This is a genomic window from Streptomyces sp. NPDC037083 (assembly GCF_055606485.1).
Genome location: NZ_JBVJSQ010000003.1, coordinates 297,409 through 321,851, shown reverse-complemented (window position 1 = coordinate 321,851; position 24,443 = coordinate 297,409). Strand labels below are relative to the sequence as shown.

Sequence of the window (24,443 nt, the reverse complement as noted above, 5' to 3'; positions counted from 1 at the left end):
CGAGGGGACGGCGGCCCCTCGGGCGTGCCGCGTGTGCGGCCGTGCGCGGAGTGTGAAGGTTTACCCCTGGGTACTCGCGGTCCATGAGAATCAGCGTGCTGGATGTCGGGTCGAACACCGTCCGGTTGGTGGTGGCGGACGCGGCGGGCGGGGTCCCGCTGCCGGTGCACACGGCGAAGTGGCGGCTGCGGCTGTCCGAGCAGGTGGCGCCCGGCGACCCGATTCCGGACGAAGCCGTGCAGCGGCTCGTCGCCGCGGTCGCCGCGGCTGCCCGGACCGCGGACCGCTGGGGTGCGACCGGCCCGCTGGCCTTCGCGACCGCCGTGGTGCGCGCGGCCCCCAACCGGCGCGAGGTGCTGCGCGCGGTCCGGGCCCGGACCGGCGTCGCGCTGTGCACGCTGCCCGGAGAGGTGGAGGCCGAGCTGACCTTCCTCGGAGCCCGGCGCTGGATGGGATGGCGCTCCGGGCCGCTCGCCCTGCTGGACATCGGGGGCGGCTCGTTCGAAGTGGCCTTCGGCCGGGGCCGGCTGCCGGACTTCGTCGCCTCGCTGCCCCTCGGGGCGGGCCGGCTCACCCACGACTTCTTCGCCGAGGTGGACCCGCCGACGCCGGAACTCCTGCGCGCGGCACGCCGCAGGATCCGCCACCAGCTGCGGGACGTCGCCGCCCGGATCCGGTGGGAGGGCCCGCGCACCGCGGTGGCCACCTCGCGCACCTTCCAGCAGCTCGGCCGGTTGTGCGGGGCCGCGCCCGGGCGGCACGGCCCCTTCATGGACCGCACCCTGCGCCGCCGCGACCTGGGCGAGGCCATCGACACACTGGCCGCCCTGCCCGCGGCCGAGCGATCCCGGCTGCCCGGCATCTCCGCACCCAGAGCGGCACAGAGCCTGGCCGGTGCGGTGATCGGCCACACGGCCATGAAGCTGACCGGGCTGAGATCGGTCACTGTCTGCCCGTGGGCGATCCGCGAGGGCGTCATGCTGCGCCACCTGGAGGACGGCCCGGCCTGGTGGGCCGAGGTCTCCAGGCTCACCGACAAGGAGGACGACGCGCCGTCCGAGCCCGTGCCGCTGCGCCTCGCGCAACACGGCGTCTGACCCGGGAGGCCCACCGGCGCCCCGCCGCCCCCGGCCCACACCCGCCCACACCCGGTGCCTACCATCCAACGAGCGAGCGCCATCGAGCACAGCACAGCGGAAGGAACCCACCGTGCCCGACCACGACAAGCACCCCGACGCCGGTCACGACCGCCCCCGGACCGCGCTGGAGGAGGTCCTGCGGGAGATAGAGGACGCCGAGAAGCGCGTCGACGACTCGGAGAGGGAGCGGAGCCGGCACAGGGCAGAGGCCGCTGACGCCCTCACCACCAACCGACGCGCCCAGGAGGAATCCCGGGGCGACTGATCCGGGCAGCCCGGAGGCCCGCGAGGCGCGTCAGCATGCTCGGGTGGGGGCGCCGGGTGCCGGGTTTTCGCAGCTCGGCGGGGGCAGTCGGGTGGGTGTCCCGGCGGGGTGCGCGATACGCGGGTGGGTGGTCCGAGTCGCGCGGGGTACCCGGCCGGCATGGCACACGACCCCCGAGGACCACGGCTGCCGACCGCCCGCGGCCCGGTCTCCGCGGCCGTCCGCGCGTATCTTTCGGACGCAGGGCCGCTCCCGCCGGCCGAGACGGTCGCCGCCGCGTCCCCGTACGGCGACGACCTCCAGCTGGCGCTGTACCTCTGCTACGAGCTGCACTACCGCGGGTTCGCCGGGGTGGCCCCGGAGCGCGAGTGGGATCCCGACCTGCTGCGGGTGCGGGCCGCGATGGAGCACCTGTTCCTGACCGCCCTGCGCGAGGACACCCCGGTGCACGCGTCCGTCGACGACGCGCTCGCGGACCTGCTCGTCGAGCCCGTCGAGGGCGCCGGCGTCAGTCACTTCCTGTCCGCCGAGGGCGAGCTGTGGCAGGTGCGCGAGTACGCGGCGCAGCGCTCCCTGTACCACCTCAAGGAGGCGGACCCGCACGCCTGGGTGCTGCCGCGGCTGTGGGGGCGGGCGAAGGCGGCGATGGCTGCGGTGGAGTTCGACGAGTGGGGCGGCGGCCGGCCCGACCGCGTCCACGCACAGCTGTTCGCGGATCTCATGACGGACCTGGGTCTGGACACGTCCTACGGCCGCTACCTGGACGCCGCGTGCGCCGAGACGCTGGCCACGGTCAACCTGATGTCCCTCCTGGGGCTGCACCGGACGCTCAGGGGCGCCCTCGTGGGCCACTTCGCGGCGGTGGAGATCACGTCCTCGCCCGGCTCCCGACGGCTCGCGGAGGCGATGCGCCGCACGGACGCGGGCCCCGCCGCCGAGCACTTCTACGACGAGCACGTCGAGGCCGACGCGGTCCACGAGCAGGTCGTACGACAGGACGTGATCGGCGGTCTGCTCGCCGACGAACCCCATCTGGCCGCGGACATCGTCTTCGGCCTCGACGTCACCGGGTTCCTGGAGGACCGCCTCGCCGACCGCCTGCTCACCGCCTGGCGCTCGGGCGAGTCGTCCCTGCGGACCCCGCTGGGCGGGCCCGGGACCGGTGGGCCCGGGATCGGTGGGCCCGGCGGACGCCCCACATCCGAGACAGCCCGCATCTCCTGAGGAACTGGTGGTCTTCCGTGCCGAACACCCCTGCTGAAAGGCCCTGTCGGATCAGCGTCCAGCGCCGGGGCCCGCTGCTCGTCGAGGGCCCGGTCGAGGTGGAACTGGAGGACGGCACCACAGTGGCCTCCGACCGCTTCCGGGTGGCCCTGTGCACCTGCCGGCGCAGCCGCCGCTACCCCTGGTGCGACACCAGCCACCGGGAACGGGAGCGGAAGCAGCCCTAGAGCGTTGCCGAAAGTGCCTGGTGAGGATGGTGGAGGGCCCACCTGTCGTCCAGAATGACAGGATGGTCACGCTGGAGACTCCCCGTTTGGTCCTGCGTCGCTGGCGCGAGGAAGACGTCGCGCCCATGGCTGCCATCCACGCCGACCCCGAGGTCATGCGGTGGATCCGTGACGGCAGCGTCCGCGACGAGCAGCAGACTCGCGGCGGAATCCAGGCATGGGAGAGCGAGTGGGAGTCGCAGGGCTTCGGCCTGTTCGCCGTGGAGGTCCGGTCCACTGGCGAGCTGGCCGGGTTCACCGGTCTTTCGGTGCCCGGCTTCTTGCCGGAGGTGCTGCCGGCGGTCGAGGTCGGCTGGCGGCTGGGACGTTCCCACTGGGGGCAGGGCCTGGCCACCGAGGCCGCTGCGGCCGCCGTACGGTTCGGGTTCGAGGAACGAGGGCTGGAGCGGCTCGTCAGCATCGCTCAAGTGGGCAACGACGCTTCCGAACGGATCATGACCAAACTGGGGATGCATCCGGTCCGTGAGACCGTGAATCCCACCTGCGGCCGACGGGTACGGGTGTTCGAGTTGTCGTCGGACCGGTACGTCACAGCCACTCGTATACGACGGCAACGGGGGCGGTAGCCCCGTGGCGGGCCGCGAGATTCACGCGCACCGGCGGCGTGCCGGCGGGCCGCACGATCGTGGAGTCTCCGTTGAGGTCCCAGGTGATCGGTTCCCTGGCATCCGCCCGGACCTGCGACACGGTGAAAGCGGGCGGCCGAGCTTCCTGCGCTCGGCGACAACGGCTCCAGCAGCGGCCATTGCTCGCCCGCCAGATCTCCACGCGCCACGAGCCACGATCGTCCCGCGTCTGACGGCCTGGGGAGCGATGACCGGCGCCCGTCGGCGGATCAGGCCCGCGAGACGTTGAGCGGCAGCTCTCGGCGGAAGACGGCCATGGCCCGGCCGGGACCGTTGTAGTCGTCGACGATCTTCGTGTCGAAGCCGAGGCTGCGATGGAAGGCGATCGAGCCGGTGTTCTCGACCGACGTGATCGCCTTCAACCTCCGCGCACCGTGTCGTTCCGCTGCTTCAGCGAACGCCGTGTACAGGCGACGGCCGAGACCGGTGCCACGGGCATCGTCCCGCGTGGCGATCAGATGCACGTACCCGGTGCCGTCCGGAGTGACGAACCCGAGGACGTACCCGCGGATTCCGTCCTCGGCCCGGGCGACCAAGCAGGTGGAACCGAACTCCTGGACCAGGGCCAGAAGGTGCAGCGACCGAAGGTCGCGTTCCCCCCAGTAACGGGAGTGATCGGTCAGGACCTGGTGGAAGTCGGCCACCGCGGCCGGTGCGATGCGTATCCCCATGATGACGATCATGGCAGGCGCCCGGCCGCCACAGGCGAAGGTCCGCACGGGTGGGGCACGTTGTACGCAGGCCTGGGCGCGCGCCGCCTGTTCCCGCCCCGCCCTGGCCGGTGCCCTCCCCCGAGGCCGGGCCACCCGGCCTCGGGGGATGACAGCGACAAGCCCGGAGGCCGGCCGGGGGCCCCACTCCGCCCGTCCGGCCTCCGGGTGCGAGATCACGGTGGTCCCTCGCGTCAGGGGCTCGCACTCCCCACGTCACGAGCCTCTCTTGGCGTCCACGGGGACCACGCGATCCCGGTCTCAGAACGCGAAGAGGCTGCTGTCCGCAGCGTTCTTCACGCACTCGTTGGCGAACATGCGCTCGAAGGTGACGCGCTTGCCCTGCCACACGCCGTCGACGGTGACGACCACCGGGTCGTACTGCTTGGTGCACATGGCGCCGCCCGGAGCCGCCAGGACGTCGAAGTCGCCGCCGGCCGCGCGCAGTTCGGCGCAGGCGCGGGCGGGAGCCGGGTGAGTGCCGGAGGGCGTCGGCGCGCAGCTCAGGGTGACGGCCCGGGCCGCGTTGACGGTGGCGGCGTTCTCTCCGTGGCCCACCGTCAGCACGAGTGCCGACGGGGCGTACAGGGAGGTCGGCGCTGCGGCCGGGGCGGCGAGCGCGGGTCCGGTGAGGGATCCGCAGACGGTGACGGCCGTGAGGCCGAGGGTCGCTGCCCAGCGCGCGGTGTTCCGCATTGTGTGCATCCTTCCGCTCGATTCGGGGGTGTGCCGGCCCGGACGATCGGTGCCGAACGCGGCGAGCGCGAGTCTGCCGAGTTCGCCGCCGAATCTCACATCGACCCCATGGGTTTCAGTAACCTTGCGTGTTGAAACAGTGGCGTGAAGTCACGGAATTCGAACGTTCCAACGCCGAAAACAAGCGCTACATGATCCCTTCGATCGACTCGATGACCGGTTTTCATAGCTTCGTTAATCGGCCTGAAACATTCCGCTCAGCGCCCTCACGGGCGCGCCGCACTCCCCCGTTCCGCTCTCGGCGGACTCCTGGTCGACCCCTTGTGTTCACCTACCTGCGGAGTAATCGTGATTACATGATTACGACAGAGCAGACCGAGAAGCTGAGAGGCTGGTTCGAGGGCCGGCTGCCCGACGGCCTCTTCGAGGAACTGACCGAGGTCACGGCCGATCGCGAGGAGATCACCGTGGTGGGTCGTGTCGCCGCCCCGCGGCTGGCCGAGGGCGCCCCGGCCGCCGAACGCCGGGCGGCCGTCGACGCCCGGATCCAGGAGTTCCGCGAACGCACCCGCGAGACCCGGATGGCCGTGGCCCGCGACGCGGAGCACCGGTTCCGGCGGAAGGTGTCCTGGGGTGCGGTGTGCGACGGGGAGCGGGCCCTGTTCACCCATGTCGCCGCACCCGTGATGACCCGGCTGCGGCAGCCCGAGCGCCAGGTGCTCGACACCCTGATCGCCGCCGGCGTGGCCCGCAGCCGCAGCGACGCCCTGGCCTGGTGCGTCCGCCTGGTCCAGCGCCACACCGACGACTGGCTCACCGAACTGCGGGAGTCCCTCGAACACGTCCGGCGCGTGCGGGCCCAGGGGCCGGACGCGACCCCCGACCGGGAGGAGACGGCGGATCAGCCCGCCGACGCCCCCGAGGACGAAGAAGGGTGACGCCGGCTCCTTTGCGGGAGCCGGGAGCGCAGAGCCGGACGTCCCGGTCTCAGACCGTGCCGTCCGCGAGGTCGACCGGCTGTGCCGACGGCGGCGCGTCCGTGCCGGTGACCTCGAGGGAACCGGGAGCGGCGGAGGCGACGTCGGTCAGCCAGCGCTGGGCCGCGGAGTGGTCGCGGACCTTGACGACGAGGTCGGCGCCCTCGTTCTCGCCGGCCGGGGTGAGCGCCAGCGCGTCGTCCCAGCGGGGCAGCAGCTCGCCCTGGACGGTGAGGTCGTAGCGGACGTCGTCGGCACGGGCGTCGGTGGCGTCCGCGCAGGCGCCCAGGATGACCACGCCGGCGTCCGCGTGCGAGTCCACGCACAGGTCGGACCGAGCCGCGCTGCGCAGCTGCCCGTCCTCGGCGTACGACCACTGCTGCGTCCCGTCGGCCGAGCAGGCGTCCAGTTCGACGGAGGCGCCGGCCTTCGCCTCGCCCCGGATGTCCAGGCACAGGTCGGCGGCCGCGTTGCGCAGCCGGGTCTGCCGCGGCGGGGTGGGCAGTTGGGCGGTGCCGGGGGCCGTCGGCGAGGCGGAGGCCGCCTGGGAGTCGGTGCCGGGCACGCTGCCGCTGGTGGAGGCGGCCGGGTCGGCGCCGCCGTCGTCCGACCACATGCCGGCGGCGAGCAGGGTGGTCAGCAGTCCGGCCGAGGCCAGGCCGACGCCGGTGAACAGCGCGCGCGGCGACATCGACGACCCGGTCGACCGTCGGCGCGGCGAGGGAATGCGGGAGAGCAGGTTGCCGCGCCGTCCGCGCGAGCCGCCGCCGCCGCCACGGTGCCGTGCCGAGCCCTTGAGGCGTACGGTCTGCTGCTTGGCGCGGCCGGGACGGGTGTCGTGGTAGCGGCGGGCGCCCCAGCCGAGCACGGCCTCGGCGAGCAGCACGCCGAGGCCGCCCTCGAAGTGGCCGAGCTGTTCGGCGGCGGAACGGCAGTAGCGGCACTCGTCCAGGTGCTGCCGCACGTCCGGCAGGAGGTCGCCGCCACGCCGGATGGGGACGTCGAGGAGCCGGTTGTAGAAGCGGCAGTCCTTGCTCGGCGCGAGGTCCCGGTGGGCACGCACGACGCCCTCGCGGAGCTTGTCCCGGGCCTCTTCGAGAACGGCCGACACGGTGTCCGTGTCCATGCCGAGCAGAGCGGCGGCGACGGTGACCTGTTCGGCCTCGACCTCGACGTGCCACAGGACGCAGCGGGCGACCGCGGGAAGACCCTGGAACGAGCGCTCCGCCAGCACCCGGTTGTCCGGGACCAGGGACTTCGCGGTCCGCATCCCGCGGGCCCCGGCCGGCTTGCGCAGCACCGGCAGGACGCCGGACAGGCCCTCGTCGGCGGACCACAGCCGGGCCGTGTCCCGCACGCTCACCAGCAGCCGGGGGCGCAGCGCGGTGCCCGGCTCGCCCAGCTTGAGCCGGTCGAAGGCCTGGTGGAAGACGGCCGCGGTCAGCATGGACGCGGCGCTTCCGGAAGTGGCGAGGCAGATGACCGCGTACTCGTGCACCGGCCGCCAGTGCCGGGCGATCAGCAGGGCGGTGGACTGGGCGACCTCACTGTCCGCGCCGCCGCGTATCCCGGCGGCGAGGGACTCGTCGGATTCTCCGGGGCCTCCGCCCGGCGGGGGGTAGGGCGGAAGAGGAGGCTGAGCGGTGGGCACTGAGCGAGTTCCTTTGGTACGTACCTGTTCGGTGCGGCAGGGAGCGCGAATTCGCCTCCGCCGACGAACGCAGGGGACCCGGCCATGACCCCCCGCACGGGTGGTTCACCTTTGCACAACTGAGTCGCGGGCAACAAGACGGGAGTCGAAGCTTCGCCTATTGATGGAATGTCGATAAGCGCAATCAACTCCCGCCGCACGTCGCGCCTTTTCATCGGCCGTCGGCATTCCGGCCGGAATCCTTACTTGCGCCCCGTGTGAAACACGCGCACGCGGCGGAGGTCCGCGCACGCTCCCCGGACGCCGGGCCGCGTAGTTGGCTGGAACCGGCCACTTCCTCGGAGGCCCCGCGCAGGACGGCGGCTCTCCTGCGCGAAACGGCCGCCGGCCTTGTTCCTCCCGCCCTCGGCCGGCGGCCCGAGACCCTTCCGGCGCCTATATCTGCCAGGACCGCAACCGGTCGGCCGCCCCGTAGACGTCGGTCTTGCCGTCGAGCAGGTCCCGGGCGAGGTCCACGAGCGCGCCGTACGGCGGGTCGATGCCGGCTCCGCTGGTGAACATGTACGCCACCGCCGTGGCGCACGCGAAGCGGGCGTTGGCCGAGGGCAGCGGCTTGAGCAGGGTGAGCGTGTGCAGCAGCGCCGCGGCCCGCCAGGCCGGGTCGGAGTCCACGCCGAGCCTGGGCGGGTCGACGCGGTGCCGCGCGACGGCGGCGACCAGCGCGGAGAAGTCGTTGATGGTGGGCTGCTCCGGCAGAACCTCTTCGTGACGCTGGAGCAGCCAGGGCACGTCGATGTGGATGACGGGCGTCATCGGTCAGGCGACCTGCCCCTCGCTCCGGGCGGTGGGTTCGTCGTCGGGGAAGGCCGCCGCGAACTCGTCGGCGTGGGACGCGAAGAACTGGCGGAAGGCCTCCGCGCCTTCCTGGAGCGCCCGGTGCCGTGCGATGTCGGCCGCGGCCGCCTCCCGGACGAGTGCCTTCATCGACGTGCCGCGTTCCTTGGCGATCTGCCGCAGGTCCTCCAGCTCGCGATCGCTGAATTCCACGTTGAGGGCTGGCATGCCCTTCACGGTACCGCGCGGGTACTTACTCGTAAATATCACCAGGTCACACTGATGACCGCACGGTACCGAAGGGTGTCCGAGCCTGCTCGCTCGCGATCGAAATCGGCCTATCCCTGATCCGCCACGAAGGACGCCATCCGGGCCAGGGCCGCGTTCCAGTTGATCGCGGTCTCGTTGGTGGACCAGGACTGGATGTCGTCGATGTAGCAGAACTGGCCCACGCAGCCCTGGAGTTTGCTCTGCGCGTAGGGGTCCTGGATGCTCGAGTTCGCTCCGCCGGCCAGGGTTCCCGCAGGCGGGCCCGGCAGGTTCGGGTCGAGCTGGTGGGCGTACCAGCGGCTGTGCTGGTGCTGCGAGTGGACCTCACCGTATCCGGTGACGTACGAGATGTTCAGCGCGTTGCGGCCGAGCACGTAGTCCATGCTCTGGACGGCCGCGTCGCGGTACTTCGAGGCTCCGGTGAGGTCGTAGGCGGTCGCGACGACGACGGCGTTGTTGAGGACCTGGTGGCTGGAGCCCCAGTCGTAGCGGTTGCCGTCCGGCGCGTAGGGCATGCCGTAGGGCTGCGAGACCAGCGTCGCGAGGTACTTGTCGGCGCCCCGGACCACCGACCGGCGCACCTTGTCGCGTCCGGGCAGCCGGTTCGGGACGGTCGCGAGGTCGAGGCGGCCGGCGGCCGCCGTGCGGGACCAGTCGAAGCCGTAGGGGACGAAGACGTCGGCGGTGTGCGCCGGCGACCTCTGCACATGGTCGGCGAACTGCTTCTCCCCGGTGGTGAGGTAGAGCTCGGCCGCCGCCCAGTAGAACTCGTCGGTCACGTCGTCGTCGTTGTAGGCGCCGCCGCCGGTGCCGTCGGCCGGGTCCGCGTACACGGCGGGGTGCGCGAGTGCCGCCGTCCAGGCCTTGCGCGCCGCCGACAGCGCCTTCGCGGCGAAGGCCTTGTCGTAGGGGCGGTACAGGCGGGCCGCCTGCGCGGCCGTCGCGGCCAGGTTGAGGGTCGCCGCGGTGGTCGGCGGGTGCAGTTCGCGCTGTTGCGGGTCCTCGGAGGGCAGCAGCGGCAGGCCGGTCCACTGCGCGTCATGGATCTTGTGATGGGCCATGCCGGCGAGCGGCCGGTCGTCCGGCACCTGCATCTTCAGCAGGAAGTCCAGCTCCCAGCGGGCCTCGTCGAGGACGTCGGGCACCTTGTTGCCGCTCTCGGGCAGGACGAGCGTGCCGTCGCCGAGCTTCGCCGGGTGACCGGTACGGGCGTGGAGGGAGCGTTCGTAGGTGCTCAGCAGCTCCCAGGTCGCGATGCCGCCGTTGACGACGTACTTGCCGTGGTCTCCGGCGTCGTACCAGCCGCCGCTGACGTCGAGCCGGTAGTCGCACTCGCCGGGCCGGCAGGGGACGTTCGTGTCGCCCTGGTTGGGGGCGACGCCCACGTGGCCGGCCGCCCTGCCGTAACCGGGCCGCAGATCGTCGCGGATCGCGATGCCGCTGCGCTGCGTGTAGTAGTACTTCACCGCGTCCAGACGCAGCTTCTCGTAGGCGGCCGCGCCGATGTCGAAGGGGCGGCTGGTCTCGCCGTCGGCGACCAGCGTGAAGCCCGTGCCGCGCTTGCGGTAGGAGCCGAAGTCGATGGAGTGCACGTTCTGCCCGGAGGAGACGTCGAGCCCGCGCGGCACGCTCCAGCCGTGCGCGACCGTCGTCCCCGCGCTGTTCCTCAGCCGCCAGGGCAGCTTGGCGGCGGCGTCGGTGACGAGGGTGGCGTTCTTGGGTCCGGCGGGCAGATAGGCGACCTGGTTCACGCGCACCCGGGGACCGGTGTCGGGCTCGTACACCTCCGGCGGCACCCCGCCCAGCAGCGAGACGTCGTCCAGGCAGAACCGCCAGGGATCGGCGCTGCCGCCGACCTGGAAGGCGACCTGGCCCTGAGCGCTGTCGACCGGCGAGGTGAACGTGTAGGAGTACGCGCCGCCCGCTTCGTCCAGCACGGGCGTCGCCTCGTACCAGGTGTCGTACGGGGAGACGCCGAGCCCCACGATCGCCCTTACCACGTGCCCCGCGGGCACTCCCGAGGCACGGAACGAGAACCGGTACGACGATCCCTTCACCAGGGTGATCGCGTCCTGGCCGACGGCGGAGTCCCAGCGGTTGACGGTGCCCCCCGGCACGTCCGCGCACAGCCGCCCCTCCGAGAGGCCGGCGGTGACATTGCTGGTCCACCAGGGAGCGGCGGTGGCGTCGAAGCCGCCGTTCCTGACCTGTTCGACCTCGTCGGCGCCTGCGGTCTGCACGGGCAGTGCGGTGAGCGCCGCGCCCAGCAGGGCCGCGAGGGCCAGCAGGGTGGTTCTGCGTCGTTTCACGTCCGGGCTCCTCGGTGGAGTGCGGGACGCTCCGCGCGACATCCGGCGGCATCACATGGGAGCGCTCCCAAGGCGGGGTCGCAGAATACAACCGCGGCGCGCGTGACGGTAGTTGGCGGTGCGGTGCAATGCGCGGCAGATGCGTTCAGGGCCCCGTTGTCAGTGGTGCGTCCTACCGTGGGTCGTCCGAGGACCCGTGCGCCGGAGCCCGCCGGGGCTCACCGCGCGCACCACGACGAACAGGAGGTCGCCATGACCACCCTGCCCGACCGGCCCCGCACCGCCCTGCTCGTCATCGACGTCCAGCGGGGCGTGATGGCGGGTGCGCCCCGCCGGGAGGAGGTGATCGCCAACATCGCCGCCCTGATCGGCACGGCCCGCGCGCAGGACGTGCCGGTCGTCTGGGTGCAGCACTCCGACGACCAGCTGGTGCGCGGCAGCGAGGACTGGCGGTACGTCGAGGAGTTGGTCCGCCTGGAGTCCGAACCTCTCGTCCACAAGGCCTACTTCGACTCCTTCGAGGACACGGAGCTGGAGTCGGTCCTCGCGCGGCACGGTGTGGGCCGGGTCGTCGTCACGGGGGCGCAGACGGACGCGTGCATCCGCTCGACCCTGCACGGCGCCTTCGTCCGGGGCTACGACGTGACGCTGGTCGGCGACGCGCACACCACGGAGGACCTCACCGAGTACGGCGCGCCGCCGCCGGAGCAGGTGGTGGCGCACACCAACCTGTACTGGTCGTGGCAGAGCGCGCCCGGCCGCAGCGCGGGCACCGTGGACACCGCGAAGGTGACGTTCGAGGCGGTAGGGCCCGGCTGAGACGCCCCGGGCCTGGCCCGACCCGTCCGGATCGGCCGGGCCCGGGGCGTCACACGGTCCGCGCGCGGGTCGGACGTCTCAGCCGGCGGCGCCGTCACCCCCTCATGCCGTCACGCCTCCCACCGGGTGATGCGGACCGCCCCGTGTGCCGTGCCGGGTGCGCTGCTGGTCAGCCTCAGCCGCAGCTTCGTGCCGCGCACCGGAGCGAACGTGAGGGCCGTCGGCGCGTCCGAGGCGGTGGCCCAGTCGACGGCCGCGCCGGTGACCGGCACGTACCGCCGGCCGTCCCAGACCTCGGCGTCGACCGACGCGGGCAGGCTGTGCGCGGCGTCGACGGTGAACGACAGCTCCACCCGGTCGAAGACACGGGTGCGGCCGTAGTCCACCGACACCCAGTCCTGCGGCCGGGCGCCGCCGAAGGCGGGCAGCAGCGCCGTGGCCGCCTTGGCGAAGCTGTTGGACCAGCCGGTGGCCGGGTCGCCGTCCAGCATGGCGGCGGGCAGGGTGTCCGGCCGGCCCGAGTAACCGGCGTCCGCGTAGGGGTGGTTCACGGGCGCCGGCGGCTCGGGGGCGAAGGCGGCGGCCGGGGTGGTCGCCGTCGAGCGGGCGCGCGTGGTGTGCACGGTGACGGCGCCGCCGCGCAGTCCCTCCACGCGCGCGGTCACCTTCAGGGCGCCCGCAGCGGTGCCGGAGCGCACGATGGCGAGGGCCTTGCCGTGGAAGGCGGTGCGGGTGGCGGCCTGATAGCGCTCCGCGCTCTCCTGCCGGCCGTTGTCGAGACCGGCGAGGGAACCGCCGGTCACCTCGAAGGAGAGGAGGTGCTCGGCGTCGGGCACGACGGTGCCGCGCGCGTCGACCACCTCGGCGGTGACGAAGACCAGGGAACGCCCGTCCGCCGGGAGGGACCCGCGGTCCGCGGTGAGGCGTACGGAGTGCGGGGCGCCGGCCGTGCGCAGCACGTCGGTGGCGACCGTCCGGCCGTTCCTGCGGGCGACCGCCTTCAGTTCGCCGGGCGCGAAGGGCACCCGCCACGTCAGATGCAGCTTGCCCGCGCTGCCGTTGGGGCTGGTGTAACTGCCCGGATAGGGGCCGGTGGTGAACGTCTTGTCGTCTGCGGTGGCCTCGGTGGTCTCCAGATAGGCGCGGCCGTCGACCGTCCTCTTCCTGTCGAACCGGCGTGCCCCGAGGGACTTTCCGTTGAGGTACAGCTCGACGGTGTCGACGTTGGAGTACGCCCACACCTCGACCGTGTCGCCCGCCCCGTGGTTCCAGGTCATCGGCAGCAGATGGACCATGGGCTCGTCGACCCACTGGCTGCGGAAGAGGTGGTACATGTCCTTCGGGAAGCCGGCCGTGTCGACCGCGCCGAAGAAGGATGCCTTCACCGGGAAGACGTCGTAGGGCGTGGGCTCGCCGATGTAGTCGATGCCGGACCACAGGAACTGCCCCGCGAACCACTTCCGGTCGCGGTCCTTCTTGTGCCCGTACTCGCCGCTCATGGTCCAGGAGGCGAGGTTGTTGTCGTAGGACGAGGTCGCCCGTCTGCCGGGGGTGTGGTTCTCGCCGGTGTTGAGGTGCTCGGGCTCCTGGTACGCGCCGCGGGTCGAGGTCTGCGAGGACGACTCGGACTCGAAGAGGAACAGGTGCGGGTAGGCGGCGTGCAGGGCGTCGACGGACTTGGCGGTGTTGTAGTTCAGGCCGAGGCCGTCCAGTTTGGCGAGCATCAGGTCGGCGGCGGAGCCCCTGGCGGGCGGGGTGCGGTACCTGTCCGAGCCGATGATGAGCGGGCGGGTGTCGTCGGCTGCCCTGATCGCGGCGATGACGCGGTCCGCCATGGCGAGGCCGGCGGTGGAGGTGGAGTCGGGGATCTCGTTGCCGATGGACCACAGCAGGACGGCGGGCGAGTTGCGGGCGGCGAGCACCATCTCGGTGGCGTCCTTCTCGCACCACTCGTCGAAGAATCGCCCGTAGTCATACGGCGTCTTGCCGGTCTTCCAGCAGTCGAAGGCCTCCACCAGCATCACGATGCCCAGTTCCTCGCAGACGCGGATCATCTCCGGCGAGGGCGGGTTGTGCGAGGTGCGGAGGGCGTTGACGCCCATCGACTTCATGATCGTCATCTGTCTGCGGACGGCGTCCGCGCTGACCGCGGCGCCGAGTGCGCCGAGGTCGTGGTGGAGGTCGACGCCCTTGATCTTGGTGTGGGCGCCGTTGAGGTGGAAGCCCTCGTCCGGGTCGAAGCGGAAGGTGCGGATGCCGAAGGGGGTGCGGTAGGTGTCGGTGACGCGGCCGGCGACGCGCAGTTCGGTCTGCAGGGTGTAGCGGTGCGGGGTCTCGAAGTCCCACCGCCTCGGATCGTTCACGGTGAGCTCATGGGTCGCCGTGGCCCGGTCGGTCACGGCGAGCGTGGACGACGTGCGGGCCACCGTGCGGCCGCTCGGGGCGAGGATCCGGGAGACGACCTCGACGTCCGCGTCCGTGCCGGAGTCGTTCGCGACGGTGGTCGCGACGCGCACCACGGCCCGTTCGTCGGTGACCTCGGGGGTGGTGACGCGGGTGCCCCAGCGGGCCACGTGTACGGGCTCGGTGACGACCAGGCGGGCTTCGCGGTAGATGCCGCTGCCGGAGTACCAGCGGCTGCTCGGGAGCCGGTTCTGCACCTTGACCGCGATCACGTTCTCGGTCTCGCCGTCGGTGTGCAGCAGGTGGGTGAGGTCGAAGGCGAAGCCGGTGTAGCCGTAGGGGTGGCGGCCGACCTCGACGCCGTTGCAGTACACGTACGCGTCCATGTAGACGCCGTCGAACTCGACCGACACCCGTCGGCCGGCGTACGCGGGCGGCAGGGTGAAGGCGTGGCGGTACCAGCCCAGGCCGCCGGGGAAGAAGCCGGTGCCGCTGGTCGTGCCGTTCTGCCGGGTGGGGGTCTGTTCGATGCTCCAGTCGTGCGGGACCGCCACCCGGCGCCACGCCGAGTCGTCGTGGCCGGGAGCGGCGGCGTCCGCGTACTGCCCGGTCGGGTCGGTGATCCCGCCCGGATCGACCAGTGCGAAGCGCCAGCCGTCGCGCAGCGCGACCGTGCGGCGGCCGGAGTCTCTCGCGGACGCCTCGGCGGCCTGCGCCGCCCCGGCGCCGAGGAGTGCTCCGGCGGCCGGGGCGGCGGCAGCGGAGGCGAGAAGGACCGATCTGCGAGTGACCGTCATGGCCGGCTCTCCCTCATCAGGAACCAGAAGTACTCACAACTGATCGATTGCAAACAGAATCTGACGACGGGGTGCGCATGCCCGTCAAGGGCGCGGGGGACTCCGCGCCCTCGGGGCCGCCGCGGCGCCGCCCCCGTCAGATCGTCCGGTTTTGCCCCTTGACCGTGCGAGGCAGCCGCTGCTCTGCCGTCACCCGGGGGTTCTCGTCCGCGCACGAGCGGAACGCACTAGGCTGGAACGGAAGTGACGTGCCCGTTCACTGTGAGTGTCCGCGATGGAGTGCCGAGATGAGCCCGGAGTACCCGTTCGACGAGGCTGCGACGGCCCGGGCGGTCATCGACGACGCCGGAACGCTGATCGGGTGGAACGAGGGCGCCCGAACCCTGCTGGGCTGGGAGACGTCCGAGGTCGTGGGCCGGCCCGCGGCAGAACTGCTGGCCGAGACGGCGCCCGTGCCCACCGGCCCGCGCTGGGACGGAACGGTCACTTTGCGCCACCGTGACGGCCGGCCGCTGAGTGTATGGCTGCTCGCCCATCACTCCCCGCCCCAGGACGGCGGCCCGGGGCGGTGGCTCGTCGTCACCCCGCTCACCGGGACCGGCCCCGACTCCCCGGACGACCACCTGTCCTCGGTGGCGCTGGTCCAGTCCCCCTGTGCCGTGGCGGTCTACGACGAACGTCTGCGGCTGCGCCGGATCAACGACGCGATGGGCGAGGTGATCGGCCTGCCCGAGGGGCGGATCCAGGGCCTGCGGCTCTCCGAGATCGGCGGCCGGCCGCAGAGCACGGAGCTGGAGGAGCACATGCTGCACGTGCTCACCAGCGGTCGGGCGCGGGATGTGCAGATGTACACGCAGACCGGCGGCGAGGACCGGGCGCACGCCTGGCTCGCCCGGATGGCGCCGGTCACCGACGGCGCGGGCCGGGTGCGGGGCGTGTGTCTGGCCGCCCACGACTTCACCGAGAACTACCTCGCCCGCGAACGGCTCCAGTTGGTCAACGAGGCGAGCGTGCACGTCGGCACCACCCTCGACGTCACCCGGACGTGCCAGGAGCTGGCGGAGGTCTGCGTACCGGCGCTCGCCGACTTCGTCAGCGTCGATCTGCTCGACCCGCAGGACGGCGGGGACCCACCGAGCCGGTTCGCCCCGCCGCTGAGCCTGCGCCGCACCGCGCACCACTCGATCAACCCGGGCACACCGGAGGCCGTGGCCAAGCCCGGGGAGGCGCAGGCCTACCCGGCGGGGTCGCCGCAGGCGGACTCGCTGGTCGCGGGGCGCACCATCGTCGGCACCGTGCCCAGCGGCGATCTCGACGCCTGGCTGACCTGGGACCCGGTACGCGGCGCCCGGGTGCGGGAGATCGGCGTCCACTCGACGATGTCCGTGCCGATCCGGGCGCGGGGCGTCACCCTCGGTGTCGCCGTGCTCACCCGGTTCCGCCGGCCCGACCCGTTCTCCCCGGACGACGTGCTGCTCGCCGAGGAGATCACGGCCCGGGCCGCCGTCTGCATCGACAACGCCCGCCGCTTCTCGCGCGAGCGCGAGACGGCCCTCGCCCTGCAGCGCAGCCTGCTGCCGCGGAGCCTGCCCAGGACCGCCGCCGTCGACGCGGCCTCCCGCTATCTGCCGGCCGCCCGCGCCGGGGTCGGCGGCGACTGGTTCGACGTGATCCCCCTGTCCGGGATGCGGGTCGCCATGGTCGTCGGGGACGTCGTCGGGCACGGGATCCAGGCCTCGGCCACCATGGGCCGGCTGCGCACCGCGGTGCGCACCCTCGCCGACATCGACCTCGCCCCCGACGAGCTGCTGACCCACCTCGACGACCTGGTCGTCAGGCTGTCCGAGGAGGCCGGGAACGAGGGCAGCCCCGGTGAGGTCGGCGCGACCTGTCTGTACGCGGTGTACGACCCCGTGTCCCGGCGCTGCACCCTCGCGAGGGCCGGTCACCCCGCGCCCGTGGTGCTCCGGCCGAACGGCTCGCCCCGGCGGGTGGAGCTGCCCGCCGGTCCCCCGCTGGGCGTGGGCGGCCTGCCGTTCGAATCGGCCGAGCTGGAGGTCGCCGAGGGCAGTGTGCTCGCCTTCTACACCGACGGTCTGATCGCGTCCCGCGAGAGGGACGCCGAGGCCGGTCACCGGCTGTTCGGCGAGGCGCTGGCGGCGCACTCGGACTCCCTCGACGAGACCTGCGACCGGATCCTGCACGCCCTGCTGCCGCCCGGCGGCGCCTCCGCCGACGACGTGGCCCTGCTGCTGGCGCGCACCCGGGGTCTGCCCGCCGCCCAGGTCGCGACCTGGGACATCCCCGCCGACCCCTCGCTGGTCGCGCCGATCCGCAGACAGGTCGTCCGGCAGCTGTCGCACTGGGAGCTGAGCGAGGCGTCGTTCACCACCGAGCTGGTGGTGAGCGAGCTCGTCACCAACGCGATCCGGTACGGCTCCCGTCCGATCCGGCTGCGCCTGATCCACGACACGGCGACGCTGATCTGCGAGGTGTCCGACAACAGCCACACCGCCCCGCACCTGCGCCGGGCGAAGACCTGGGACGAGGGCGGCCGCGGTCTGCTGCTGGTCGCCCAGCTCACCCAGCGCTGGGGCAGCCGGCACACCACCGAGGGCAAGACGATCTGGGCGGAGCTGAGCCTGTTCGAGGAGGACTGAGCGGGCTTCGCCGCGGCCGCCCCGACGACTTGGCGGGCGTTTTACCCGGGCGTGTTTTCATGGACGGACACCCGGACCAGTTCGATGGGCGGGCCCGACCACCACCCCGCCCCCGGAGCACTCCCTGAACACCCCGCTCGCCGAAGCCCTGTCCGTCTGCCTGCTCGCCGCCTCCCTGGTGTGGGCCGTGGTGCGCCCCGCCGGCCGCTCGGAGGCCCTCGTCGCCGTCCCCGCGGCGGCCGTGGCGGTCGCCCTCGGGGCGGTGTCGTGGCAGCACGCGCTGGACGAGGCCGAACGGCTCGGGCCGGTGGTCGGCTTCCTCGCGGCGGTACTGGTCCTGGCTCACCTGTGCGACGTCGAGGGACTGTTCACGGCGTGCGGGGCGTGGATGGCGCGTCGGTCCGCGGGCCGCCCCCGGCGTCTTCTGACCGCGGTGTTCGTGCTGGCCTCCTTGGTCACGGCCGTACTGAGTCTGGACGCGACCGTGGTGCTGCTCACGCCGGTGGTGTTCGCCACCGCCGCCCGGATGGGCGTGCGCTCGCGACCGCACGTCTATGCGTGCGCGCACCTGTCGAACACGGCCTCGCTACTGCTTCCGGTCTCCAACCTCACCAACCTGCTGGCGTTCACCGCCAGCGGGCTGAGCTTCACCCGGTTCGCCGCCCTGATGGCGCTGCCCTGGGTGGTCGCGGTCGGCGCCGAGTACCTGGTCTTCCGGCGGTTCTTCGCCGACGACCTGCCCGCCGCCGAGTCAGCCGCCGACGACGGTCCGGCCCCCGAACTGCCGCTGTTCGCGCTCATCACCGTCGCCTGCACGCTCGTCGGGTTCGTGGTGGCCTCCGCGGTCGGCGTCGAGCCGGCGTGGGCCGCCCTGGCGGGCGCCCTGGTCATGGCGGTGCGGGCACTGGCCCGGCGGCGGGTGACACCGGTCGCCGTGGTGCGGTCCGCGGCGCCGGGGTTCCTCGCGTTCGTGCTGGCGCTCGGGATCGTCGTGCGCGCGGTGGTCGACAACGGGCTCGCCGGTGCGCTGGGACACGTCCTGCCGGACGGCTCCGGTCTGCTCGCGCTGCTGGGCGTGGCCGCGCTGGCCGCCGTCCTGGCGAACCTGATCAACAACCTGCCGGCGGTGCTGGTGCTCGTGCCGCTCGCCGCCCCGGCCGGGACCGGGGCGGTGCTCGCGGTGCTGCTCGGGGTGAACATCGGCCCCAACCTCACCTACGCCGGATCGCTGGCGACGCTGCTGTGGCGGCGCGTGGTGCAGGAGCGCGAGGAGCGCGTCGGGGTCGGGGAGTTCACCCGCCTGGGTCTGCTCACGGTGCCGGCCGCGCTGATCCCGGCCGTGGCGGCGCTGTGGGTCTCGCTCCAGGTCGTCGGCGTCTGACCGTTCCGGTCAGCGACGCCCCCCGCCGTAGCCGTACCCCCCGTACCCGTAGCCCCCGTACCCCCCGTAGCCGTAGCCGCCGGACGGGCCCGGACGGCCGCCCCACGAGCAGGCGTCCGGGTGGTGGTACGAGCAGGACGTGCCGTCCGAACCGGACGAGGAGCTCGTCGGCGGTGTGGACGTCGAGGCGGCGGACGGCGTCGGGGCGGGCCCGGGCGCGGAGGGCTTCGCGGCCTTGGGCGTGGGCGCCGGCGCCGCGGACTCGGCGGGAGAGCTGTCGGCTCCCCAGTTGACGAACTGCATCTGCGCGTCGGGCTTCGAGGTGTCGATCACCCAGCGCTGGGCGGCGCTGTCCACCCGGTTCTTCAGCACGAGGGCGCCCGACCCGTCGGTGGCGGCCGGCGCCAGCGCGAGGTTCTGGCCCGAACGGGGGACGAGCGTGCCCTGAAGGGTGAAGTCGTAACGGACGTTCCTGGGATCCGGCTGGCCGGTGCCGGCGCACGGGGCCAGCCGGACCGAGTAGCCGAGGCGGGAGTCCAGGCACAGGCCGGCGTCGGCGGCGCTGCGCAGCAGGCCGTCCGGTTCGTACGACCACTGCTGGCCGGCCGCGGAGGAGCAGGCGGCCACTTCGGCCTCGGCGCCGTTGACGGCCTTGGCGCCGACGATGCCGATGCACAGCCCGGAGGCGACGTTGTGCAGACGACCGCGCACGGTGCCCTGGGCGTCGTCGCCGGCGCCGGCCCACGACGGGTCGGTGGTGGCCGTGTCCGTCCCCGCGGACGGGGCCCTCGCCGCCTCGTCGTCCGTGACCGAGGCGGTCTCGTCCCCGTTGCCGACGACGGCCCACACCGCGAGCGGCAGGACCACCAGCCCGCTCACCGTGAGCACGGCGGCGGTCAGGTTGCGGCGGCGGGCCCGGCGGGCGGCCTTCTGGACCGAACGGGGCGAGCCGGGGCGGGAGTCGGCGTCGGCCGCGGGGCCCGGTCGGGAGACGGCTCCGGCGGCCCGCGCCCCGATCCTGGACAGCGCGCCCGCCCGCAGTCCGACGCGCGGCTTCGCGGCCGCTTCCCCGGGGGCGTCGGGCGCGGCGGCCGCGGCGGGGGCCAGGGCCCCGTCGGTGAAGGCCTCGCCGGCGTATCCCCGGGGCTTCCCGGCGGCCGGACCGGCGGCCTCGGCGTCGCCGGCCACCCTGACCTCGACGTAGGCCGCGGCCGCCCAGCCCAGGATTCCCTCGGCCAGGGCGGCGCCGAGCAGTCCCTCGAACTGGGTCAACTGGTCGGCGGTGTGCGCGCAGTGGCGGCACCGTTGGAGGTGGGCGCGCAGGTCGGGGTCGAGGTCGACGCCGCCGCGGCGGCAGGTGACGTCCAGCAGCCGGTGGTAGCGGTGGCACTCGTCGTCGGTGGCCAGTTCGCGGTGCACCTGGAGGCACTCCTCGCGCAGCCGCTCGCGGGCCCGGCGCAGTTCGACGCGGGCGCCGTCCTCCTCCAGGCCCAGCAGGCCGCCCGGCACCGCCAGGGACTCGGCCTCGACCTCGGTGTGCCACAGCAGGCATCGGGCGGCCTGGGGCAGGCGCTGGAACGCCCGGGAGAGCATCCGCCGGTTGACGGGCGGCAGCATGAGCGCGGCCGCACGGTCGCCCTCCTCGCCCTCGGAGCGCAGCGCGGGGTGCAGCAGGTCCCGGCGGCCGTCGGCGTCCCACTCGGCGGCGATGCGGCGCACGGTGACCAGCAGATGCGGGCGCCACGCGGCCGTCGGCCCGTTCTGCCGCAGGGTCTCGCCGAACAGCCGGGTGAAAGCGGCCGTGGTGAGCATGCCGGCCGCGCGCTCGCCGTCGGTGCACAGCCGTGCGTAGGCGAAGGCGGCCTCCCAGTGCCGGTCCAGCAGCTCACCGACGGGATGCAGCGCGGGCGACGCTCCCGTCCACTTCTTCAGCTCCGAGCTCAGCTGTTCGTCCGTCGCGTCGAAGCGGCGCGTCGAAGGGGAATTCGACAGGCCTGCGTCATTCACGGTCTGCATTCCTTCCGGGGGCATGCGGCATAAAGTCCATACCATCGGGTATGCGATCCCGCCCATGGGCGGGATCGGCTCGCACGGGGTTCGGTGCTTCTGGCGTCCGCGGGGACAGCCCTTTTGGAGCGTGGGGGGTGTGAACGGGAGGCACCTCGTGCGCACGGTGCAGAAATCATTGTCCGTGCGCCGACAAGCCACACCTTCGCACAGCCGGACCAGGAGGAACAAGAGATCTCGCGGTTTCAGCCATTGCCCGCGGGCCGAGAAGTTTTGACGAAACGTCAACACGAGATCGCACCGTGGGGCGGTCACGGTAACGGTGTCCCTTTTGGCACCCCTTTCGGCGGGGCTTTCCCAAGGGAATTGCCGGGCGCATTCCGCCCCGAAACGCACCCGGAGGCGTTTTCCCCCGACTGGGCCGCCGGTCAGGCTCTAGCGTGGCGGGGTCGGAAGAAGCGGACCGAGGAGGGCACGCATGACAGTGACGGGCATCGACGCCGCCGGGGTTCCCATCCTGGACGAGGCGGGGCTGCGGCAGTACCGGGAGGACGGCTTCACCGTCGTGCGGGGTCTGTTCGGGACAGGGGAAGTCGAAGCGCTGTGCGAGGAGTTCGGGGCGCTGCACGCGGCCGGACGCCCGCTGCCCGGGCACTTCGAGCCGCGCCCCGGCGACGCCGATCCGCTGCGGGCTTACCCGAGGGTCATGCAGCCGCACGAGATCTCCGCGCTCGCCCGGCGGGTCCTGCTGGACGCGCGCCTGCGCGAGGTGGTGGAGGTGCTGCTCGACGAGGAGGCGCTGGCCGCGCAGAGCATGTTCTATTTCAAGCCGCCGGGCGCCCGGGGCCAGGCACTGCACCAGGACAACTTCTATCTCCGGGTCGAGCCGGGCACCTGTGTGGCGGCCTGGCTGGCCTGCGACGTGATCGACCGGGACAACGGCGGGCTGGAAGTGGTGCCCGGCACGCACCGGATGGATCTGTTCTGTCCGGAGCAGGCGGACGCGGACGTGTCGTTCGCGCGGGAGTACGTGCCGCCGCCGCCCGGACTCGCCGCGGTTGCGGTCGACATGGCGCCGGGCGACGTCCTGTTCTTCAACGGCAGCCTGGTGCACGGGTCGGGCCCCAACCGCAGCGGCGACCGCTTCCGCCGGTCGTTCATCGGACACTACGCGGGCCGGTCGGCCGAGCGCATCGGAGGGTACTACCGCACGCTGTCGATGAGCGGGGAGCGGGTGGTCCTGCCGGAGAGCGAGGGGGCGGGCCCCTGCGGCACGGAGTTCGCGTCACCGGGACCCCACTAGCCGCGCCCCCTCGCGCGGCCGGCCCGCGAGAACGACGCGGCGGACAGGGAGTCCGGGCCGGGGTAGCCGCCCGGCTCCCGCTCGGTGCGTGTGCGCGGGGCTCGCGCCGACGCCGGCTCGAGGGGGACCTCCCCGACGGACCCAGCCGTGGGGTTCGCAGAGGAGGACCCGGTCGGGCGGCTGCGCGTCCGGCGCCCCGCCGGGTCACCCGAGCAGGTCCAGCGCCCGCTCCCAGCCGAACTCCTCGCCCGCGGCCCGGTCGTACCCGGACCCGAACCGCACGCCCATGGCGCGCAGCCGTATCAGGCTCTCCTGGTAGGCGGGGTGCCGGGCGAGGGTCTCGTTCACACAGGGCAGGACGCCGACGGGGACGCCGAGCCCGGCGACCTCGCACAGGGTGCCCAGGGCGAGGGTGTCGGCCACGCCGGCCGCCCACTTGTTGACCGTGTTGAAGGTGGCCGGGGCGACGACGACCGCGTCGGGCTCCGGGAACGGCCGCGGATCGCCCGGGCGCCGCCAGGCGGATCGGATCGGGCGGCCGGTCTGCGCCTCGACGGCGGCGACGTCGAAGAAGCCGTTCATGGCCAGGGGCGTGGCGATGACCCCGACCTGCCACCGCCGCTCCTGAGCGGCGGCGATCAGCCTGCCGACGTCCGCGGCGACGCCCGCGGCGCAGACCACGAGGTAGAGGAAGGGCGGCTGTTCGTCCTGTTCGGTCACCCGGGAACCCTACTCAAGCGGGAAGGACAGACCGCGTTCGCTCTCCGGGCGCGGACCGTGGATCCGGCGGTCCGCCTCCTCGATCGGCACGTCGTTGATGCTCGCCTCCCGCCGGGTCATCAGACCGCGCTCGTCGAACTCCCACAGCTCGTTGCCGTAGCTGCGCCACCACTGCCCGGCCGTGTCGCGCGACTCGTACTGGAAGCGGACGGCGATGCGGTGGCCGTCGTGGGCCCACAGGTCCTTGCGGAGCGCGTAGTCACGCTCGCCCGCCCACTTCGCGGTGAGGAAGTCGACGATCGCGGCGCGGCCGGTGAGGAAGGTGTCGCGGTTGCGCCAGACCGAGTCCTCGGAGTAGGCGAGCGCGACCTTGTGCGGGTCCCGGGTGTTCCAGGCGTCCTCGGCGGCCTGCACCTTCAGCGCCGCGGTCTCCCGGGTGAAGGGCGGCAGGGGCGGGCGGGCGTCCGACATGGCGTCTCCTGACTCACGACGTGCGGAGAACGATCGTTCTCCATCATGGCTGCTAACGTAGAGAACGAACGTTCTCCCGTCAAGGAACCCAGAGTGCGTCAAGGAACGCAGAGGAGCGGTGGTCGCCCATGGACAGCGCAACAGCCCGCGAGCAGGCGCTCGACGCCGCCGAGAAGCTGTTCTACGGGCGGGGCGTGCAGTCCGTCGGCATGGACGACGTCCGTGGCGCTTCGGGGGTGTCGCTCAAGCGCCTGTACCAACTCTTCCCGGCCAAGGAGCAGTTGGTGGAGGCGTATCTGGAACGGCGGGACGTGCGCTGGCGCGGACGGCTCGCGGAGTCCGTCGCGCTGCGGGAGGACCCCCGCGAGCGGATCGTGGCCGTGTTCGACTGGCTGGAGGCGTGGTTCGCCGAGCCCGACTTCCGGGGATGCGCGTGGATCAACGCGTACGGCGAGCTGGGCGCCACCTCGGAGCGGGTGACCCGCCAGGTCCGCGCGCACAAGCGGGCGTTCCGGGACTACCTCGGATCCCTGGTGGCCGACGCCGGACTGCCGCCGGCGCTGAGCGGCGTGCTGTTCCTGCTGGCGGAGGGCGCGATGGTGACGGCGGGGATCAGCGGCGACGCCGCCCCGGCGGCGGAGGCGCGCGAGGCGGCGAGGCTGCTGCTGGACCGGTGGCCGGACCCGGCGGAGGTCAGCCCGTCGTCCCGGACACCTTGATCGCGCCGACCGGGCAGGCCCGCACCGCCTCCCGGAGCATCGGGTCGCCACCGCCGTCCTCGCGGCCGGGCAGCACGGTGCTGAAGCCGTCGTCGTCCTGGGTGAAGACGCTCGGCGCGGCCAGGGCGCACTGGCCGGCGCCGATGCAGACGTCCGTGTCGATGTGGATGTCCAT

Annotated in this window: 22 protein-coding genes; 11 read left to right on the top strand and 11 right to left on the bottom strand. The window is 72.9% G+C overall.

The features are described 5' to 3' along the window. The first annotated feature begins 83 nt into the window (after window positions 1-83). The 5 genes from ACZ7DE_RS10100 to ACZ7DE_RS10080 all read left to right on the top strand — a co-directional run bounded on the left by ACZ7DE_RS10100 (window position 84) and on the right by ACZ7DE_RS10080 (window position 3,481). Complete coding sequence (locus ACZ7DE_RS10100; protein WP_470759292.1) at window positions 84-1,097, top strand: Ppx/GppA family phosphatase; 1,014 nt, start codon at window positions 84-86, stop codon at window positions 1,095-1,097. Between the two features lie 112 nt (window positions 1,098-1,209). Beyond that, entirely contained in the window at window positions 1,210-1,404 is a 195-nt protein-coding gene (locus ACZ7DE_RS10095) for a hypothetical protein (RefSeq protein ID WP_470759290.1), read from the top strand. 159 nt (window positions 1,405-1,563) lie between these two features. Further along, window positions 1,564-2,628 (top strand): iron-containing redox enzyme family protein, encoded by a 1,065-nt coding sequence (locus tag ACZ7DE_RS10090; protein WP_470759288.1) that lies wholly within the window; start codon window positions 1,564-1,566, stop codon window positions 2,626-2,628. A 17-nt stretch (window positions 2,629-2,645) separates the two neighbouring features. Then, a complete protein-coding gene (locus ACZ7DE_RS10085) occupies window positions 2,646-2,855 on the top strand; it encodes a CDGSH iron-sulfur domain-containing protein (protein WP_470759286.1) in 210 nt (69 codons plus the stop codon). A gap of 62 nt (window positions 2,856-2,917) precedes the next feature. Further along, window positions 2,918-3,481, top strand: coding sequence for a GNAT family N-acetyltransferase (locus ACZ7DE_RS10080; protein ID WP_470759284.1), 564 nt, complete (start codon window positions 2,918-2,920; stop codon window positions 3,479-3,481). Window positions 3,482-3,750: 269 nt separating this feature from the next. On the opposite strand, the gene ACZ7DE_RS10075 is transcribed toward ACZ7DE_RS10080, so the two are convergent. Then, entirely contained in the window at window positions 3,751-4,224 is a 474-nt protein-coding gene (locus tag ACZ7DE_RS10075) for a GNAT family N-acetyltransferase (RefSeq protein ID WP_470759282.1), read from the bottom strand. Between the two features lie 288 nt (window positions 4,225-4,512). Beyond that, window positions 4,513-4,947, bottom strand: coding sequence for a protease inhibitor (locus tag ACZ7DE_RS10070; protein ID WP_470759280.1), 435 nt, complete (start codon window positions 4,945-4,947; stop codon window positions 4,513-4,515). Window positions 4,948-5,303: 356 nt separating this feature from the next. Here ACZ7DE_RS10070 and ACZ7DE_RS10065 point away from each other — a divergent pair, with 356 nt between their 5' ends. Then, window positions 5,304-5,885: a hypothetical protein gene (locus ACZ7DE_RS10065; RefSeq protein WP_470759279.1), complete on the top strand. Its 582-nt coding sequence runs from the start codon at window positions 5,304-5,306 to the stop codon at window positions 5,883-5,885. Window positions 5,886-5,934: 49 nt separating this feature from the next. Here ACZ7DE_RS10065 and ACZ7DE_RS10060 read toward each other — a convergent pair whose 3' ends face one another. From ACZ7DE_RS10060 to ACZ7DE_RS10045, 4 genes are all read right to left on the bottom strand, one after another. Next, window positions 5,935-7,575 carry an RICIN domain-containing protein gene (locus ACZ7DE_RS10060; protein WP_470759277.1) on the bottom strand — a complete coding sequence of 547 codons (1,641 nt, stop codon included), beginning with the start codon at window positions 7,573-7,575 and terminating at the stop codon, window positions 5,935-5,937. 435 nt (window positions 7,576-8,010) lie between these two features. Next, window positions 8,011-8,388, bottom strand: coding sequence for a toxin Doc (locus ACZ7DE_RS10055; RefSeq protein ID WP_470759275.1), 378 nt, complete (start codon window positions 8,386-8,388; stop codon window positions 8,011-8,013). A gap of 3 nt (window positions 8,389-8,391) precedes the next feature. Then, on the bottom strand, window positions 8,392-8,637 hold the full coding sequence (locus ACZ7DE_RS10050; protein ID WP_470759273.1) for a hypothetical protein: 246 nt from the start codon (window positions 8,635-8,637) through the stop codon (window positions 8,392-8,394). A gap of 110 nt (window positions 8,638-8,747) precedes the next feature. Then, window positions 8,748-10,988 (bottom strand): glycoside hydrolase family 9 protein, encoded by a 2,241-nt coding sequence (locus ACZ7DE_RS10045; RefSeq protein ID WP_470759272.1) that lies wholly within the window; start codon window positions 10,986-10,988, stop codon window positions 8,748-8,750. Between the two features lie 252 nt (window positions 10,989-11,240). On the opposite strand from ACZ7DE_RS10045, the gene ACZ7DE_RS10040 reads away from it, so the two are divergent. After that, window positions 11,241-11,807, top strand: a complete 567-nt coding sequence (locus ACZ7DE_RS10040; RefSeq protein WP_470759270.1) for a cysteine hydrolase family protein — start codon at window positions 11,241-11,243, stop codon at window positions 11,805-11,807. A gap of 110 nt (window positions 11,808-11,917) precedes the next feature. Here the strand turns inward: ACZ7DE_RS10040 and ACZ7DE_RS10035 are convergent, their stop codons facing one another. After that, window positions 11,918-15,007: a glycoside hydrolase family 2 TIM barrel-domain containing protein gene (locus ACZ7DE_RS10035; protein WP_470759269.1), complete on the bottom strand. Its 3,090-nt coding sequence runs from the start codon at window positions 15,005-15,007 to the stop codon at window positions 11,918-11,920. A 287-nt stretch (window positions 15,008-15,294) separates the two neighbouring features. Here ACZ7DE_RS10035 and ACZ7DE_RS10030 point away from each other — a divergent pair, with 287 nt between their 5' ends. Together ACZ7DE_RS10030 and ACZ7DE_RS10025 are read left to right on the top strand one after the other, a co-directional pair. Further along, complete coding sequence (locus tag ACZ7DE_RS10030; protein ID WP_470759267.1) at window positions 15,295-17,667, top strand: ATP-binding SpoIIE family protein phosphatase; 2,373 nt, start codon at window positions 15,295-15,297, stop codon at window positions 17,665-17,667. A gap of 124 nt (window positions 17,668-17,791) precedes the next feature. After that, the gene (locus tag ACZ7DE_RS10025) at window positions 17,792-19,048 is read left to right on the top strand and encodes an arsenic transporter (RefSeq protein ID WP_470760076.1); all 1,257 of its coding nucleotides are present in this window, start codon (window positions 17,792-17,794) and stop codon (window positions 19,046-19,048) included. A gap of 9 nt (window positions 19,049-19,057) precedes the next feature. Here ACZ7DE_RS10025 and ACZ7DE_RS10020 read toward each other — a convergent pair whose 3' ends face one another. Then, window positions 19,058-21,064 (bottom strand): RICIN domain-containing protein, encoded by a 2,007-nt coding sequence (locus tag ACZ7DE_RS10020; RefSeq protein WP_470760074.1) that lies wholly within the window; start codon window positions 21,062-21,064, stop codon window positions 19,058-19,060. Window positions 21,065-21,533: 469 nt separating this feature from the next. On the opposite strand from ACZ7DE_RS10020, the gene ACZ7DE_RS10015 reads away from it, so the two are divergent. Further along, complete coding sequence (locus ACZ7DE_RS10015) at window positions 21,534-22,358, top strand: phytanoyl-CoA dioxygenase family protein (RefSeq protein WP_470759265.1); 825 nt, start codon at window positions 21,534-21,536, stop codon at window positions 22,356-22,358. A 204-nt stretch (window positions 22,359-22,562) separates the two neighbouring features. Here ACZ7DE_RS10015 and ACZ7DE_RS10010 read toward each other — a convergent pair whose 3' ends face one another. Continuing rightward, window positions 22,563-23,078, bottom strand: coding sequence for a flavoprotein (locus ACZ7DE_RS10010; protein ID WP_470759263.1), 516 nt, complete (start codon window positions 23,076-23,078; stop codon window positions 22,563-22,565). A 9-nt stretch (window positions 23,079-23,087) separates the two neighbouring features. Next, window positions 23,088-23,549, bottom strand: a complete 462-nt coding sequence (locus tag ACZ7DE_RS10005) for a nuclear transport factor 2 family protein (protein WP_470759261.1) — start codon at window positions 23,547-23,549, stop codon at window positions 23,088-23,090. 128 nt (window positions 23,550-23,677) lie between these two features. On the opposite strand from ACZ7DE_RS10005, the gene ACZ7DE_RS10000 reads away from it, so the two are divergent. Beyond that, complete coding sequence (locus tag ACZ7DE_RS10000) at window positions 23,678-24,268, top strand: TetR/AcrR family transcriptional regulator (protein ID WP_470759260.1); 591 nt, start codon at window positions 23,678-23,680, stop codon at window positions 24,266-24,268. On the opposite strand, the gene ACZ7DE_RS09995 is transcribed toward ACZ7DE_RS10000, so the two are convergent. Then, window positions 24,243-24,443 (bottom strand): ferredoxin, encoded by a 201-nt coding sequence (locus ACZ7DE_RS09995; protein ID WP_470759259.1) that lies wholly within the window; start codon window positions 24,441-24,443, stop codon window positions 24,243-24,245. The genes ACZ7DE_RS10000 and ACZ7DE_RS09995 overlap by 26 nt on opposite strands.

What these genes read in the sequence shown, in the direction of transcription:
- ACZ7DE_RS10000 (WP_470759260.1), top strand. Translation starts at nt 23,678, where the DNA reads ATGGACAGCGCAACAGCCCGCGAGCAGGCGCTCGACGCCGCCGAGAAG.
- ACZ7DE_RS09995 (WP_470759259.1), bottom strand. Translation starts at nt 24,443, where the DNA reads ATGGACATCCACATCGACACGGACGTCTGCATCGGCGCCGGCCAGTGC.
- ACZ7DE_RS10050 (WP_470759273.1), bottom strand. Translation starts at nt 8,637, where the DNA reads ATGCCAGCCCTCAACGTGGAATTCAGCGATCGCGAGCTGGAGGACCTG.
- ACZ7DE_RS10075 (WP_470759282.1), bottom strand. Translation starts at nt 4,224, where the DNA reads ATGATCGTCATCATGGGGATACGCATCGCACCGGCCGCGGTGGCCGAC.
- ACZ7DE_RS10020 (WP_470760074.1), bottom strand. Translation starts at nt 21,064, where the DNA reads ATGCAGACCGTGAATGACGCAGGCCTGTCGAATTCCCCTTCGACGCGC.
- ACZ7DE_RS10090 (WP_470759288.1), top strand. Translation starts at nt 1,564, where the DNA reads ATGGCACACGACCCCCGAGGACCACGGCTGCCGACCGCCCGCGGCCCG.
- ACZ7DE_RS10100 (WP_470759292.1), top strand. Translation starts at nt 84, where the DNA reads ATGAGAATCAGCGTGCTGGATGTCGGGTCGAACACCGTCCGGTTGGTG.
- ACZ7DE_RS10080 (WP_470759284.1), top strand. Translation starts at nt 2,918, where the DNA reads ATGGTCACGCTGGAGACTCCCCGTTTGGTCCTGCGTCGCTGGCGCGAG.
- ACZ7DE_RS10005 (WP_470759261.1), bottom strand. Translation starts at nt 23,549, where the DNA reads ATGTCGGACGCCCGCCCGCCCCTGCCGCCCTTCACCCGGGAGACCGCG.
- ACZ7DE_RS10015 (WP_470759265.1), top strand. Translation starts at nt 21,534, where the DNA reads ATGACAGTGACGGGCATCGACGCCGCCGGGGTTCCCATCCTGGACGAG.
- ACZ7DE_RS10065 (WP_470759279.1), top strand. Translation starts at nt 5,304, where the DNA reads ATGATTACGACAGAGCAGACCGAGAAGCTGAGAGGCTGGTTCGAGGGC.
- ACZ7DE_RS10040 (WP_470759270.1), top strand. Translation starts at nt 11,241, where the DNA reads ATGACCACCCTGCCCGACCGGCCCCGCACCGCCCTGCTCGTCATCGAC.
- ACZ7DE_RS10070 (WP_470759280.1), bottom strand. Translation starts at nt 4,947, where the DNA reads ATGCGGAACACCGCGCGCTGGGCAGCGACCCTCGGCCTCACGGCCGTC.
- ACZ7DE_RS10035 (WP_470759269.1), bottom strand. Translation starts at nt 15,007, where the DNA reads ATGACGGTCACTCGCAGATCGGTCCTTCTCGCCTCCGCTGCCGCCGCC.
- ACZ7DE_RS10030 (WP_470759267.1), top strand. Translation starts at nt 15,295, where the DNA reads ATGAGCCCGGAGTACCCGTTCGACGAGGCTGCGACGGCCCGGGCGGTC.
- ACZ7DE_RS10055 (WP_470759275.1), bottom strand. Translation starts at nt 8,388, where the DNA reads ATGACGCCCGTCATCCACATCGACGTGCCCTGGCTGCTCCAGCGTCAC.